The sequence below is a fragment of the Chryseobacterium shigense genome (genome assembly GCF_900156575.1).
Classification (GTDB): Bacteria; Bacteroidota; Bacteroidia; order Flavobacteriales; family Weeksellaceae; genus Chryseobacterium; species Chryseobacterium shigense.
In genome coordinates, this window is the sequence record NZ_FTNY01000001.1 from 1 (window position 1) to 14,449 (window position 14,449).

Genomic DNA, 14,449 nt, shown 5'->3' on the forward strand with positions numbered 1-14,449 from the left:
TTTGACTGGCAATTGAATGATACTACTCATTTTATCCGAATGATGAGCCCTGATGCAGGTGGCACAGATGCAGTAAGCCAGAATAGAGGCTTTGTAGCCGTTCCGGAAATTGGAGACCAGGTAATGGTGAACTTTGAATACCATAATCCAGATTTTCCTTTTGCAATGGGGGGGATGTTTCACGGTGGTGTAGGCTTGGGAGGTGGAGTGGATAACCGTGTAAAATCCTTACAGACCAGAAGTGGACATAGATTAGTATTTACAGAAGATGAAAGTATCTTATTGACCGATAAAAGTGGCAATGAGCTGAAGTTTGATACAGAAGGAAGCAACATCAACATCACTGCTCCTGAAACCATTACCATAAAATCCAAGAACCTGAAATTTGATATTGAAGAAAATATTGAAACCAAAGCAGGTAAGGATATGGATACCAATGTCGGACAGAATATCAAGATTATTGCAAGACAAGAAATCAGCCAAGACAGTGGGAAGAGAACTATTATTTCTGCTGGAACCAATACTGAAATATCAGCAAAAGCCCACCTGGACCTTTATGGTAAAGAAAAATTCATAGGTTATACCGATGGACAGACAGAGTTTGGAGCAAAGGATAGAATGCATGTCTATGGTTCAAACTCATTATTAACAGCTAAAGATAAGATTGAGTATAAAGCACCACAGATGAATAAGCTTCCAGAGAATGGGAAGTTTGAATACAACAAGGAAAAGCAATTAGTAAACATCCAATGGATGGATGATGTAGTTGAAAATAATATCCAACAATCTCATCGGGGAAATAAAGTAAGTGTTTTGGCATATACAAGAAACTATGAAGAAGGAGAAACTGTTAGTTTAAAGGTAATTGATAAAAATGGTAAAGAAATTAAGGATGGACAGAAAGAACTTACTTTGTCAGGAACTGTTGATAAAGAAGGATTTGTCATATTGAGAGAAGCAATAGAAATACCCAAAACGAATAATAAAGCATAATGGATGAATTGAATTTAGTACTATCAGAATTTGATGGTAAGAGCATCCTTGACTGGGGGGTTACTTTAGATATAAAAGGTGCAAAAAAGTATATTTTAGTTGCAGGAATAGATTATCATACTGGAAACTCTTTTATTAAATACTGCAAAGATTATAAAGCAAAAATTATTGCTAATAATAAGAGTAAAGAAGATTTGACATTTATCATTATTGACATGAAGGGGACGATTGAAACTATAGATAATGGAAAATCAATATCTGTTGAAAACTATGATAAAATTTCTAAAGCAAACTACCCAGCAAGTAAAGGACATGGATTTGATTCGTTAGGCAAATCAAAATACATTACTAAAAAGAGTATTTATGAGATTGTTGAGGAAATTGGAACTGATGACCCTAATACATTGCAAGAAATAAATGTTTTTTCACATTCTTATGCACTAGGTCCTATTTTAGGTAACTCAAGAGAAACTGATGCGATTGATTTAGACATGAGAGTAAATGATGTGAAAAATAAAACTTTTGATTATGCAAAATTTCAAAAAGCTTTTACACCAAGTGGTCTCGTAAAAATTTGGGGATGTAATATGAATCGTTTTACTAATAATTTGATAAAGCAAATAATGAAGAGTAGCAAGTATTTAAGAAATGGAAAAACCTCTGATTCTACTATTTTCACTATAAAAGATACTCTTTTTCAAAATGGAGATGGAACTCAGCATTCAGTTTCAGAATACATCTACACAGACTGTAGAACAGCTCCTAAAAATGGACTTTTTGAAATGACAATGTTGCAAGTTAAAAAACAATTTGCAAGAAATTATTGGGATTCATATCCTGCTTGGCTTTCAAACAACTGTAATATTAAAGTTTTGTCAGCATTACCTTCCACTTATGCTTTGTTTAGCAGTCCAGATTTATTTAGAATTTCAGATGACACTAGAGGCAATATAAATTTTTTTGAAAAATATTTGAAAATTACAATTGGTGAACACAACTATGGTATCTATGACCAGAGTACTGTTCAAGAAATGCTTAAATTTGGTTAAGATGAAAAAACACTTAATATTTATAATTTTATTCACTTGTTATAATGCTTTTTCTCAACAGTTTAAAAGCACAAAGTTTATTGATAGTGATGTAGATAGTATAAGACTTATAACAGTATATTACCCATCAATGGATGAAATACATGAGTTGAAACCAAGAAATACAAAAGATTTCCCTCGTATACTTAGTGATGAAGAAATAAAAAAACAAAAAGCAATTAGTCAGGAAGATTCAATAGTGAAAAGCCAAAACATTCCTAAGAAAATTGATAGTTGTACATTAAGTAACTTAGAAACAAGAAAAGTTTTAAATCTAATTAAAAAGCCAAATTACGGGCATGCATTACCAGGAGAATATGACATTCAATTAGACTTGTATAAGAATAATAAAGTGGTTCAAATTGTTACAATTTCTTCTCAAACAGAAAACCTAGTTATTAAAAAAGCAGGATGCAAAACCCATATTGATGAAAATGGGCAAGAAATTGACCCTTGCTTCTTTAGAGGGATGGTTTCCGAAAATTTAAAGAAATACATTATTAGTTTGTTGAAAAGTAAAAAACTTTGGAATAAAGAACAACAATTTATGGAGGATTATAAATGATATACTATGTCTCAATATATAACAGATACAACCCAGCTAAAATGGGACAAAGGAGCTTCACCAACTCCGCTCACAGTAACCAGTCAATCCTTTATGAGCATTGATGGAAAGCTACAGGCCACGGAAGAGGACAAACATCCTGATTTTAACATTAAGCCTTTTGGAATGTATCATGTGTTAAGGTCTTCCTGTTCACCCTCACCTATTAAGTGGGACAATACCTCTGATTTTGAAATTGAGGTTAAAAAAGAGCTGTTAGATAGCTCTACATGCCAGTGTTCTGTTGGTGGCAAAATGTCAGTTGTAAAGTCAGCCCAGAGCTTTGTTGAGGAGCAAAAAACAGTCTGGTTTTTAGTTAAAAATCCAATCTGCCTTTTGTTTTAAATAACTAGCTGATAATCAATTTTTTGATATTTAAAATAATGTCTTTACGTTATTACGAGACATTTCAATATAAAAATTCCCTAGATTTTACCCATCTCCAGGTTAAGTTTTCTGAAGTTCAGAAGAAGAAAATTATTAATGAATGCATTAATATAAACATTTTCATTACTATTGTTAAGTAATATATTTTATTAATTGTACAAAATGAAATAGGATAGCCCAATTTTTGCAATAGTTCAATTCTGTGGTCATTCTAACTATAAAACGGAATGAACTAATTATAAAATATATTAAATCCACCAGCTAAATAGATATGAAAAAGATTTTTATCCTGTTGTTATCATTCGGGTACCTCAGCATTTTTTCACAGTCAAAAGTTATTGTAAGGAATTCCGGAGATCAGTCCCCAATTTCTAATGCAAAAGTTTCTTGTAACAGTAAAATAATAGGCAGAACAGATCCATCAGGGACTTCTGTTTTTACAACAAAATGTAAAAAAGTAGAAATTTCTGCAACCGGATTCCAGAATGATGATATTGTTGTTGACAAGGTGATGGAGGTATTTTTAACCAAGGCAGACCCTAACGTCAAAAATATTCAGGCTATTGTTCTGGATAATAAAAGTGATCCCAGGGCATTGGAAATTCTCAGGAAAGTCAACGAAAATTACAATGAAAACTCTCCTAAGAGTCTAGAATCTTACGCATTCAAATCCTATGAGAAAATTTCTCTGGATTTTGACGAAGACAGCATCAAAGCTTATAACGTTTATATCGCCAACCGTATAGATTCACTTAAAAAGCTCCCTCAACTTCCCGTAAAAGCAACGAAAAGAAAGGATTCTTTGGAGTCTGTTAATCTGATGAAGCTTGTAGGGGAAAGCAAAATGTTTTTGTGGGAAAGAGCTTCTCAAAATTTATATTCAAAAAAGTATGGTGAGAAAATCAATATTCTGGATAACAAAGTGGCCGGTCTTAAAGAGCCTATTTATGAGCTGATGGCTTTTCGTTCCAACAGAAATCAGATCCCCAAGGAGGTACGTGAGGAAAACAGGAATCTTTATCGTTTCTTTTTAACGGATTCTATTGAAATAGAAGGACGTGAGAATTATGTGATCCGTTTTCGCCAGGTTGATTATAAGCAATCTCCCAAACAAACAAAATTCAATGGTTATCTGTATGTAGACAAAGCTACCTACGCACTGAAAAAAATCGAAAGCAATAGTAAGATTAAAAGTGAAGGAAGTATTACGAGCATTTGGAAACCTATTGAAAATAAATGGTTTCTTGTCAAAGAAAACTATAAACTGAAAATGGGGTCTGCCTCTTTTGATAATGATGATAAAAAGGATAAAAAAAGAACTGAAGAAGAAAAAGACTCCGAAAAAAAGCATATAAAAAAGTTTGGCAATTATGCTTTTGTCACTGCTGATTATTTTGATTTCAAAACGTCTATTGAAGAAAAACCGGAAGATTTTAAAGGCTATACGATCAGCGTTAAAAATTCTGACGGAGATAAGATTGATCAATACCGTACTGAAAATCTGACAGAACGCGAACAAGCCACCTATACAAAAATCGACAGCTTGAGCGCCAAATATAAACTCAGCCAGAAAGCAAAAGCATTAACAGGTTTGCTCAAAGGTAAAGTAAGGCTGGGGATGCTGGATTTCGACCTTTCTAAAGTCATTGGTTACAACAAATATGAACATATCCGACTGGGGGCTGGTGTCAAACTGAATGAAAAGTTCAACAGGTATATTTCTCCGGATGCTTATTTTGCTTATGGTATTTATGATAAGGATTTTAAATACGGAGTGGGTATTGACGTACGTACAACCTTGGAGAAAAATTCATTTTTCCGTGCTGAATATTTTGATGATGTCATGGCAGCCGGACGCTTTTCAGAAAACCTGTGGAATTTCAGAATGAAAATAATGAATTCCGGAGTTGCTCTGAATAATAACGTATTTTTTGGATATAAAGGTTTTAAGGTGAGTTATGAAAATGACTTTACCAATGCATTAACGATCAATATTTCCACTAAAAGAAGCCAGGAAGAATCTAAATTTAACTATAATTTTAAAGAGCTTGGAAATCGTTTCGATATTACGTCATCTACCATCACCCTAAAATATTCTCCCAACTCTAAAAATATTATGACCCCTACCGGAAAATATACCTATGAACAGAATCTTCCGGAATTCTATCTGAATTATGAGCAAGGGTACAAGGCTCTTGGAGGTGATTTACAATTCAGCAGATTTGATGCACTATTTGTTCAGAATTTTAAGACTAAGCTTGGTCTAACCGGAGTGAGATTGTATGGAGGTTTAGTGACGGGTGATGCTCCGATCTGGAAGAATTTTACACTGAACGGCCTGGGGAATGGAAATGGAGGATTGAATTTTAACCTTACTTCCTATCTTGGTTTTGCAACAATGGAAGGTGGAAAATATTATAATGACAAATTTTTGGGAGCTTATCTGACGCATAGACTGCCATGGTATTTTAAAAGCTTTGGGAAGAATGTTTCAAGTTTCGATGTGATCTATAGAGGGACCATTGGGGATATGAAAAATCCTGAATTTCATCAATTTGAATTTAAAAAATTAGATCACTTATACAATGAGTTGGGTCTGGAATGGAATAATTTTTTATCCTCACAATTTAATTTAGGATTTTTCTATAGGGTAGGGCATTACAATACTCCAAAATTTAAAGATAATTTTGCCATTCAATTTAAACTTAAACTTCTGGGCTTTTAAAAACGACCTGAAATATAACTTAAAATGACTCTTCAAAAGAAGAGTCATTTTTTATAAAGAATAAATGAGGATAGATTATAGATAGGGGTTAATCTTATCAATTCAGTACATAGAATCAGATCTGTCAACAATAGTACTGATATATTGAAAAGAAAGGGATGGTAAGATGACAAATTGGATTATTCTATTCCGGCTGAATGATGACAAACCGGACCAACGGAAATTCATTTTTTATATGTTCACGAATGCGTTGTATAGCTTCGGTAATCTCTTCCGTATCCAGATGATCTTCAAAATCTATGATGAGCATTAATACTACTTCTTCCGGTGATTGGTAGGTAGAGAGTATACTTTTTGTTTTGACCACAGCCGCATCTTTTTCAGCTAGCTTTGCAATCTTGTCTCTTGTTTCAGGAGCTATTCCTTCTCCCATCAGCAAGCTCCTGCTTTCCCTGGCCAGGATAAAAGAAACAAAAACCAGTATTAATCCCACAATTACCGATGCAAGCCCATCTAATTCCGGAATTTGAAACGAATGGCTGATTCCCATCAATGTCATGACAATGATCAGGCCGGCCACTGCTGCGCCATCTTCAAAAACAACAAGAAAGCTTGCGGGATCTTTACTTTTGATGATGGCATCCCACCACCCAATGCCATGACGTGTTTTATTAAATTCTTTTACTGCGATAAACAGAGAAGTTCCCTCGAAAATAAGGGAAAGAGATAATACAATATAGTTCCAGAATGGATCTTTCATCAATTCTGGCTCCAGAATATGTGAAATTCCCTGGTAAATAGATAAAGCACCTCCCAAACCAAATATCAAAATAGAAACAACAAAAGACCAGAAATACAGTTCCTTTCCATATCCAAAAGGATGAGATTCATCTGCCGGCTTTTTACTTCTTTTCATTCCATATAAAAGCAGCAGCTGGTTCGTGGTATCAACCGTTGAATGAATACCTTCAGAGATCATGGAAGAACTATTGGTAAATGCCCCGGCAATAAACTTTGTTAATGCAATTAACAGGTTGGCGGCAAGTGCACTATAAATTGATTTATGATTGTTGGTCATTGATGATTGTTATCAGTATAGAAGGATAAAATTTAAACCTTTAAAAAATCTTTATCTCAGTTCATATAATTAATGATCTAATAAAATTATTGCTTTTAATCCAGAATAAAAAATATCTGGAAAAATAGTCAACTTTCCTTTTTTTTGACCAATTAAACAGAATAAAATACAGCAAACTTTCAGAATGCCCTAAAACGGCTAAAGCTCCCTGTCCTAAAGACAAATTAAAATTCATTGATTGATCAATTCTGGCTTAGTATTTGTAAAAAAAATATTTTAAACAGACAATTAACTTTTTTATATTATGAAAATTACCACTGACATAAAGGATAACGTTTTAACCCGTACCAAACTTATTGATAATATTGAGATTATTTATGGAAAGAAAAAAATACATAATGGAGCGTTATCAGCAGTAAGGCATGAGCCGTTTGAAGTAAAGATATTGGATGATCAGTGTAAGGACGATCCGGAACATATAATCGATTTTGACCTTGCGCAGCAAATAACAATCAAATTTTTTGACGGAACATTGAAAACCTATCAGGATGAAGTTGAATAACTATTATTTACTATTCATACCCTGATTGAATGATAACAATCTATTACGATGAAAGTCTGCTTAAATAAAAGCAGACTTTTTCTGTTTAATGTAGGGAGAATGAACTTCAGTAGCTTCATCACAAAATAAGTGAGTGAAATATGATTTATGATCTGTCTTTGGATCTGTGAATATTTCTGATTGAAGGCGTGTTTTAAATTCCCAGGTATCCCATTTACAAATTCCTTTTTCATAAGGATTGAATGTACAGTGTAATTCGTAATGTTTTTTATTTTCATCGCTGTGAAATTCCACAATGATACTTTTATCACCCGGATGAATTTCCTCCCGTACGGTAGCCATAAGTTTCATAATCTACTTTTTTTCAAAGCTATATTCATTATGCGACAAAAGATGTCGTATAATAAAGGATATTATATTTACCGATCAATAAAATTGTTATATCAGATCTTAAAGGCGATAGGAGGCCCCAATAAAATAATGTTTTGCTGCATCATGCTGTATTCCATAATTAATGCCTGCATCCAGCTTAAAATCTCTTGCCACTTCCATCTGAATAGCGGCATTAAAGAAATTGGAAAATTGATGGGCTTTAAAATCATAGGTATAGTATGTTTCTGCTATTGCGTCAATTCCTTTAGATAAAGGATGACTGATGGTGAGTGTCTGCAAAAACTCAGTGTGCATTGCCTCTTGATCTAGGTCTTTGAGCCGATCAATTTCTACCTGGACTCCAAGTTTCCAATCACCCGGCAGTTGGTAAGACATGGGGACAATAAGACCGCCTTCAAAGCGGCTTTCCTCATCATATTTTGAAGAGGGAAATTTAACGTAAGGTAATACAGCCAATGCAAATTTACCGTGGTCATTTCCTATTAAGTTCTGTTTAATCCTTAGCGTTACATCACCAATCCCGTCACTCATGGTGACAGAACCTGAACGAAGATCCGTATCTTTTTGCCTGCCATAGGTTTGGAATCCAATCTGTATCGCTGTACTACCGGTAATTCCAATTTTCAGGTTAGCCTGATTGATGAGTAAAGTACTTGTTTTCTGTACATCAGATTTCTCTTTGATCAGCCTGACTATGTCTGTTTCATACTGAAAATGTCCTGCATCCACTGTATAAGGAGATTCAGTGACATCAGGCCGGTCGGTCTCCATTTCTCTCATGAGAGCACGCGGGACAGGATTAAAAAGAGAGTGTTTTTGATGAGGTTCTTCTTGTTGTGCGTAGCATACCAATGGCAGAAACAAGCAGCCTAAAACTAATTTGAAAAGGTTTTTATAGTTATTCATAGTTTTTATTTAATGTTTTCCCTTTATTTTATAAAACATTTTTTCTCGAAACTTAAAGAATAAAATTCCTGTTAATAATGATTTATAATATTTCGTAAGGCAATAACAAAGCCACATTCAAAAGGATAAGAAAATATTTTATTCTGCATTCTATTTTTAATTGCAGTTGATTCAGAAAACAATCACTTTTCGTTATTACAAAATGCTTCGGTTACTTTATAAATCTTAACGATTAATAATACTCCCCAAAATTAAATTGATCCAGGAACAAAAAAAAGCAGAGAACATGATGTCCCCTGCTGATATTTATATTGAGAAAAAGCTGTTTAAGCTTTTATCTTAATCTATGCTACTTTTACGTTAACTGCGTTAACGCCTTTGTTCCCGTTTTGAAGATCGAATGTTACGACATCATTTTCACGAATAGTGTCTACTAAACCTGACATGTGTACGAAAACATCCTGACCACCATTTGAAGGTGAGATAAAACCAAATCCTTTGGCATCGTTAAAGAATTTTACTGTTCCTTGTTGCATTGTATTGTAATATAAAATTGTTGTATTGACTTATAAATTGTATTTGGCAGTTGCCATCACTGTGATGATAACATCAAGCAGTTTTTTAAATTTAGGCTATTTTTACGTTAACCGCGTTAACGCCTTTGTTGCCGTTTTGAAGATCAAATGTTACGACATCATTTTCACGAATAGTGTCTACTAAACCTGACATGTGTACGAAAACATCCTGACCACCATTTGAAGGTGAGATAAAACCAAATCCTTTGGCATCGTTAAAGAATTTTACTGTTCCTTGTTGCATTGTATTGTATTATAAAATTGTTGTATTGACTTATAAATTGTATTTGGCAGTTGCCATCACTGTGATGATAACATCAAGCAGTTTTTTAAATTTAGGCTATTTTTACGTTAACCGCGTTAACGCCTTTGTTGCCGTTTTGAAGATCAAATGTTACGACATCATTTTCACGAATAGTGTCTACTAAACCTGACATGTGTACGAAAACATCCTGACCCCCGTTTGAAGGTGAAATAAAACCAAATCCTTTGGCATCGTTAAAGAATTTTACTGTTCCTTGTTGCATTGTATTGTATTATAAAATTATTGTATTAACTGATCAACTGTTTTTTGATGAGACTATCAAGGCATTGATAATTACGTCAAAACAGTAATAAATCGATTTGAAAACAAAAAAGGATGTTGGTATTTTTAGAATCTTGAAATATTCAAGCTGAAAAAAGGGACTGCATCTGATAAATTGATGACAAAAATTAGCGGCTGAAAAAGCGAAGACTGATAGGGAATTGTAATTCAAGAATTTCAGAAGAAGCGTCGGCAGGGGCCTGATTATTTTACAAATGTACGCATAATTTATTGAAAACCAATATTTTTATTTCTGATGGTATTATTTGATGCAATAATAATAAATAAAAGGACGGTAGATCTGGAGTGGTTTGGCCCACTGATCTTTTTTTTCATGAATTAAATTTTATATTAAAGGATGAGCTCCAGTAGATAAGAATTTATCACATCTTTACCTATTGTAAAATGTCTTTTCTTGAGTTTCTGCCTTTTTTTGATGTGAATTGTAGAATCAATAGAACAAAATGTAATACTTTAAAATTCAAATAAATAAGAATCTATCTAATTTTTCAACTCTGTAAAAGCCTTCAACAATAGGGTTGAATGATTTTAAAATGACCATCTGTGGCATAACTTATGATATATAAAGAGAACACTAAAATCATATCATATGTCGGTAAAAGTAAAGGTAGCATATTGCACCCAATGTAATGGATATTATTCGTCAACCCCAGCAGAAATAGGACATTCTAACCATCCTGATATTGTCGATCATTTTTTTTATCACGGTGAACCCTGGTTTACTTTAGATCATCAGACTTTTGCGAAATATAAAAGGTATGAGAATATCGAAATAAGAATTATAAAGCTGGCTGATCATGTAAAAAACGATCTTACCTATTGCAGATGCAGCAAGAAAAAATCTGTACAAAAAATAGCTTACAGACAAGAATTGAAAGAACTGCCAATCAATACTGAATCAGTAGAAAAATATCAAATTGACACAGATATTTATTTTAGAGACTTATACTATACTTCAAAGAACTTTCATGGAAAGACGTATCATGGAATAACAGGTAATGAAAAAAGAATGAGTATTTGAGAAAAAAATACAGATGAAAATGGCATTCAATCGTTCAGATGAAGGATATGAATGTATTTTACACCAATAAAGGTTTAGCTATTCGCTAAACCTTTATTGGTGTAAAATATCCAACTAAAATTACCCAACCTTTCTGTTTCTCCGGAAAATGGCAGAAAACGTTAATCTTTTTTTCGTGCACTTTACCATAGACAATAAAAAAGAAATGTAAAAATAGGATGACAAAGTTATTTTAGCTTTGGTTCATATAAGTAACTTTATTATCCGTGTTTTATATCCAACGAATGGTAAAGTCCTAATCCTGTAATCTTTAGTTGCAGTCCTTCTAATTATTACATTTTACGAATTAAAGATTGAAAAAAAATGTCAAATTACGTTGTATATTTGTTAATTGATATTATTTTAATCCAGTCCGAATTTGGTTCAAAAAATTTTTGATTTGATTGAATGAGATCATCTTAAAAATAGCTTTTTGACTGCCCAATAAAATTTTATATATCAAATGAATTCTCCAGAGTATATCCCATCCGAAAAATTGTTGTCGATTCTTTTTTATTCTCCCAATGCAACCGCTATTTACAGCGGATCGGACATTACCATAGTGAGTGCAAATGAGGCAATGCTTAAATTCTGGGGGAAAAATCGGGAGGTTGTGGGGCAGACATTCGACCAGGCTCTTCCGGAGCTCCATGATCAGCCATTTTCTGGTATTTTGAAAGAAGTCTGGAATACAGGACAAACATATAATGGCAGAGATTATCCTGCTATTCTTAAGGTGGATGGTATCATGCAAAAGTTTTATTTTGATTTTGAATACAAGCCTTTTTTAGATGCTCAGGGCAATACCGAATTTATTTTGCATACCGCATTTGAAGTCACGGAAAGAAAAGAATCACAAAACAGATTGGAAGAAAAATTCAAGTCGGAACAGCAACTTATAGATGATCTATCTGCACTGAATGAAGAATATCTCACAACCAATGAAGACCTGATATCCAAACATGATGAGCTCTATGCTGCCAACAATGAATTACTGGAAGCAAGAAAACAATTGCTGAAAGCCAATCATAGTCTTGCGGAAAATGAAAAACGTTTTAAAACCTTAGTCGAAAAATCACCTGTTGCCATGGCCTCCCTGAAAGGAGAAAATTTCGAGGTCGATATCGTCAATGATATGGTTTTAAAAATATGGAATAAAGATAAGTCCGTTATTGGACTCCCTTTAATACAGGCGCTTCCTGAATTGGAAGGACAGTCTTTTATTGAAATTTTAAATGGAGTTTATCATAAAGGAGAACCTTATTACGGTCAGGAAATTAAAGCTCATATAGCAGAAAATGAAAATCTTGTTGAACGATATCTCAATTTTGTCTACCAACCGATATTTGACGAAAACAACAAAAGCATTTCAATACTCATTGTTGCCAATGACGTCACAGATCAGGTTATCGCAAGGAATTCCGTCACTGAAATGAATAACCGTCTAGAGATTGCATTAGACGCAAGCCGTTTAGGTTCAACCGAAGTTGATCTTAAAACCGGAATCATGCAAAGTACCCATCAGTTTAAATATAACTTTGGATACTTGCCTGAAGAAGAATTTAATTATCCTGATCTTTTTGATGCCATGTTTCCTGAATATCGTGATAAAATAAGAGCTTTAGTACAGGAAGCGATACAGACCAACGGAATTTATAAAGCAGAATACCCTATAAAATGGAGGGATGGAAGCATTCACTGGATACAGGCCCATGGTAGAGCCAGGTACGATGAAAATGGAATTGCCAACAGAATGATTGGGATGACTGCCGACATCACGGATAAAAAACTTATTGAGCAGCGCAAAGACGACTTTTTAAGTGTAGCGAGCCACGAGCTGAAAACACCTCTTACCGCTGTGAAAGCCTCCATACAGTTGTTGAACCGTATTAAAGAACGTCCCTATTCCGATATTCATGTTAAGCTCATTGAGCAGTCAAATAAAGGAATTGATAAGATGAGCGTTCTTATTGACGACCTTCTCAATATGAGTAAGATGGGCCAGGATCAGTTGCATTTGGAATGCAATACGTTTAATCTGCATGACATGTTGCATAAAAGCTGCAGCCACGTTCGTTTAGAAAATGAATATCAGATCATTGTCAATAGCGACAATAGTCTGCAAATTTATGCTGATGAGCACAGGATAGAACAGGTCGTTGTTAATTTCGTCAATAATGCCATCAAATATGCAAAGAATTCTAAAGAGATTCATATTTCTACAGAATTAGTCAACGATCATATTAAAATTTCAGTCAAAGACTTTGGACCGGGAATACAGGAATCGGAGATCCCCCATATTTTTGACCGGTATTACCGTTCCAATCATTTAGGGAAATCCTATTCCGGAATTGGCTTAGGACTCTATATATGTTCCGAAATTATTAAAAAACATTCTGGTAAAATTGGTGTCGACAGCATCAAAGGAGAAGGAAGCACGTTCTGGTTTATCTTGCCTCAAAATATAAAAATTGAACAAAATTAATCATGAAATTTTAAAATAAGGACAAGTTTTTTTTCCTGATGATTTAATTTCTTTACCGCAGATATAAAATATAAAAATGGAGAACAGAAAAAAGAAAATTTTGGTTTTTGATGATGAAAAAACAATTTTAGATGTTTTTACAATCATTTTTGCCGAGAGTGGATATGAAGTTGAGATCTCTGAAACTTCACATGACATACTTGAAAGAGTAGAAAGCTTCCAGCCGGATTTAATTTTAATGGATAACTGGATCCCCAATATTGGAGGAGTTCAGGCCCTGAAACTCCTTAGAAAAAAAGAAGAGTATAAAAAGATTCCTGTGATCTATACCAGCGCGAATAGTGACATTAGCGCACTGGCAAAAAAAGCAGAAGCCGATGATTACATAGCTAAACCTTTTGATCTGGAAGCCCTGGAAAATCTGGTAGAAAAATTTCTTTGTAAAAATTAATGATAAGTTACAAAATCACCGCTTACAGTCCTTGTAAGCGGTGTTGTTTTTCGTCAATCGATAGAGTAATTGAACAGTAGACCAGAGATCTTCTCAATTAATGAGTCAGATTTTTAATTTTCCCAAGAACATCATCGATATCAAATGGTTTGGCAATGAAATTGTCAGCATTGCATGATTGGATGATATGATCAGCTTTGGCATGCGCACTGATAATCATTACAGGAATATGGGAGGTGGCCGGTTCTTTCTTCAGTTCATTGCATACTTCAGTTCCGGATCCGTCAGGAAGCATCACATCCAGTATAAAAATATCAGGATTTACAGATAAGTCGCGGTTCTTGAATGCCTCTACAGTAGAGAAAGAACGTACATCATAGTTTTCAAATGACAGGAGCAACTGTAATGCATCTCTGATGCCTGTCTCATCTTCTAAAATATAAATTGTTTTCATACCCTTGTTTGGCAAAAACAAAGCCAATGATAAAAGAATTAAATTTTTTTTAATAAAAATTAAGAGCAATGAAAATGAAAT

The 14,449-nt window shown here is 33.9% G+C and carries 16 protein-coding genes; 9 read left to right on the top strand and 7 right to left on the bottom strand.

Annotated features, from left to right (window positions below):
- The 5 genes from BW964_RS22685 to BW964_RS00025 form a co-directional block, all read left to right on the top strand.
- Positions 1 to 993 (top strand): phage baseplate assembly protein V (locus BW964_RS22685; protein WP_228437928.1); only part of this gene is annotated, 993 nt, incomplete at its 5' end.
- The gene (locus tag BW964_RS00010; protein ID WP_076503736.1) at positions 993 to 2,042 is read left to right on the top strand and encodes a hypothetical protein; all 1,050 of its coding nucleotides are present in this window, start codon (positions 993 to 995) and stop codon (positions 2,040 to 2,042) included. The genes BW964_RS22685 and BW964_RS00010, both read left to right, overlap by 1 nt.
- Before the next feature lies 1 nt (position 2,043).
- Positions 2,044 to 2,646, top strand: a complete 603-nt coding sequence (locus tag BW964_RS00015; RefSeq protein WP_076503738.1) for a hypothetical protein — start codon at positions 2,044 to 2,046, stop codon at positions 2,644 to 2,646.
- A gap of 6 nt (positions 2,647 to 2,652) precedes the next feature.
- Entirely contained in the window at positions 2,653 to 3,030 is a 378-nt protein-coding gene (locus BW964_RS00020; protein WP_076503739.1) for a DUF4280 domain-containing protein, read from the top strand.
- Between the two features lie 313 nt (positions 3,031 to 3,343).
- The gene (locus tag BW964_RS00025; RefSeq protein WP_076503741.1) at positions 3,344 to 5,797 is read left to right on the top strand and encodes a hypothetical protein; all 2,454 of its coding nucleotides are present in this window, start codon (positions 3,344 to 3,346) and stop codon (positions 5,795 to 5,797) included.
- Between the two features lie 184 nt (positions 5,798 to 5,981).
- Here BW964_RS00025 and BW964_RS00030 read toward each other — a convergent pair whose 3' ends face one another.
- On the bottom strand, positions 5,982 to 6,875 hold the full coding sequence (locus tag BW964_RS00030) for a cation diffusion facilitator family transporter (RefSeq protein ID WP_076503742.1): 894 nt from the start codon (positions 6,873 to 6,875) through the stop codon (positions 5,982 to 5,984).
- Positions 6,876 to 7,179: 304 nt separating this feature from the next.
- Between BW964_RS00030 and BW964_RS00035 the strand changes: the two genes are divergently transcribed.
- Positions 7,180 to 7,437 (top strand): hypothetical protein, encoded by a 258-nt coding sequence (locus BW964_RS00035; protein WP_076503744.1) that lies wholly within the window; start codon positions 7,180 to 7,182, stop codon positions 7,435 to 7,437.
- 60 nt (positions 7,438 to 7,497) lie between these two features.
- Here the strand turns inward: BW964_RS00035 and BW964_RS00040 are convergent, their stop codons facing one another.
- From BW964_RS00040 to BW964_RS00060, 5 genes are all read right to left on the bottom strand, one after another.
- Positions 7,498 to 7,788: a hypothetical protein gene (locus BW964_RS00040; protein WP_076503745.1), complete on the bottom strand. Its 291-nt coding sequence runs from the start codon at positions 7,786 to 7,788 to the stop codon at positions 7,498 to 7,500.
- A 99-nt stretch (positions 7,789 to 7,887) separates the two neighbouring features.
- Positions 7,888 to 8,736: a transporter gene (locus BW964_RS00045; RefSeq protein ID WP_076503747.1), complete on the bottom strand. Its 849-nt coding sequence runs from the start codon at positions 8,734 to 8,736 to the stop codon at positions 7,888 to 7,890.
- A gap of 344 nt (positions 8,737 to 9,080) precedes the next feature.
- Positions 9,081 to 9,272, bottom strand: a complete 192-nt coding sequence (locus tag BW964_RS00050) for a cold-shock protein (protein ID WP_073331040.1) — start codon at positions 9,270 to 9,272, stop codon at positions 9,081 to 9,083.
- Positions 9,273 to 9,363: 91 nt separating this feature from the next.
- On the bottom strand, positions 9,364 to 9,555 hold the full coding sequence (locus tag BW964_RS00055) for a cold-shock protein (RefSeq protein ID WP_073331043.1): 192 nt from the start codon (positions 9,553 to 9,555) through the stop codon (positions 9,364 to 9,366).
- A 91-nt stretch (positions 9,556 to 9,646) separates the two neighbouring features.
- Positions 9,647 to 9,838 carry a cold-shock protein gene (locus BW964_RS00060; RefSeq protein WP_073331043.1) on the bottom strand — a complete coding sequence of 64 codons (192 nt, stop codon included), beginning with the start codon at positions 9,836 to 9,838 and terminating at the stop codon, positions 9,647 to 9,649.
- Between the two features lie 669 nt (positions 9,839 to 10,507).
- On the opposite strand from BW964_RS00060, the gene BW964_RS00065 reads away from it, so the two are divergent.
- The 3 genes from BW964_RS00065 to BW964_RS00075 all read left to right on the top strand — a co-directional run bounded on the left by BW964_RS00065 (position 10,508) and on the right by BW964_RS00075 (position 13,914).
- On the top strand, positions 10,508 to 10,939 hold the full coding sequence (locus BW964_RS00065; RefSeq protein ID WP_076503748.1) for a hypothetical protein: 432 nt from the start codon (positions 10,508 to 10,510) through the stop codon (positions 10,937 to 10,939).
- 502 nt (positions 10,940 to 11,441) lie between these two features.
- Positions 11,442 to 13,463 carry an ATP-binding protein gene (locus tag BW964_RS00070; protein ID WP_076503750.1) on the top strand — a complete coding sequence of 674 codons (2,022 nt, stop codon included), beginning with the start codon at positions 11,442 to 11,444 and terminating at the stop codon, positions 13,461 to 13,463.
- Between the two features lie 76 nt (positions 13,464 to 13,539).
- On the top strand, positions 13,540 to 13,914 hold the full coding sequence (locus BW964_RS00075; RefSeq protein WP_076503752.1) for a response regulator: 375 nt from the start codon (positions 13,540 to 13,542) through the stop codon (positions 13,912 to 13,914).
- A gap of 97 nt (positions 13,915 to 14,011) precedes the next feature.
- Here the strand turns inward: BW964_RS00075 and BW964_RS00080 are convergent, their stop codons facing one another.
- Positions 14,012 to 14,368, bottom strand: coding sequence for a response regulator transcription factor (locus BW964_RS00080; RefSeq protein ID WP_076503754.1), 357 nt, complete (start codon positions 14,366 to 14,368; stop codon positions 14,012 to 14,014).
- Positions 14,369 to 14,449: the final 81 nt, after the last annotated feature.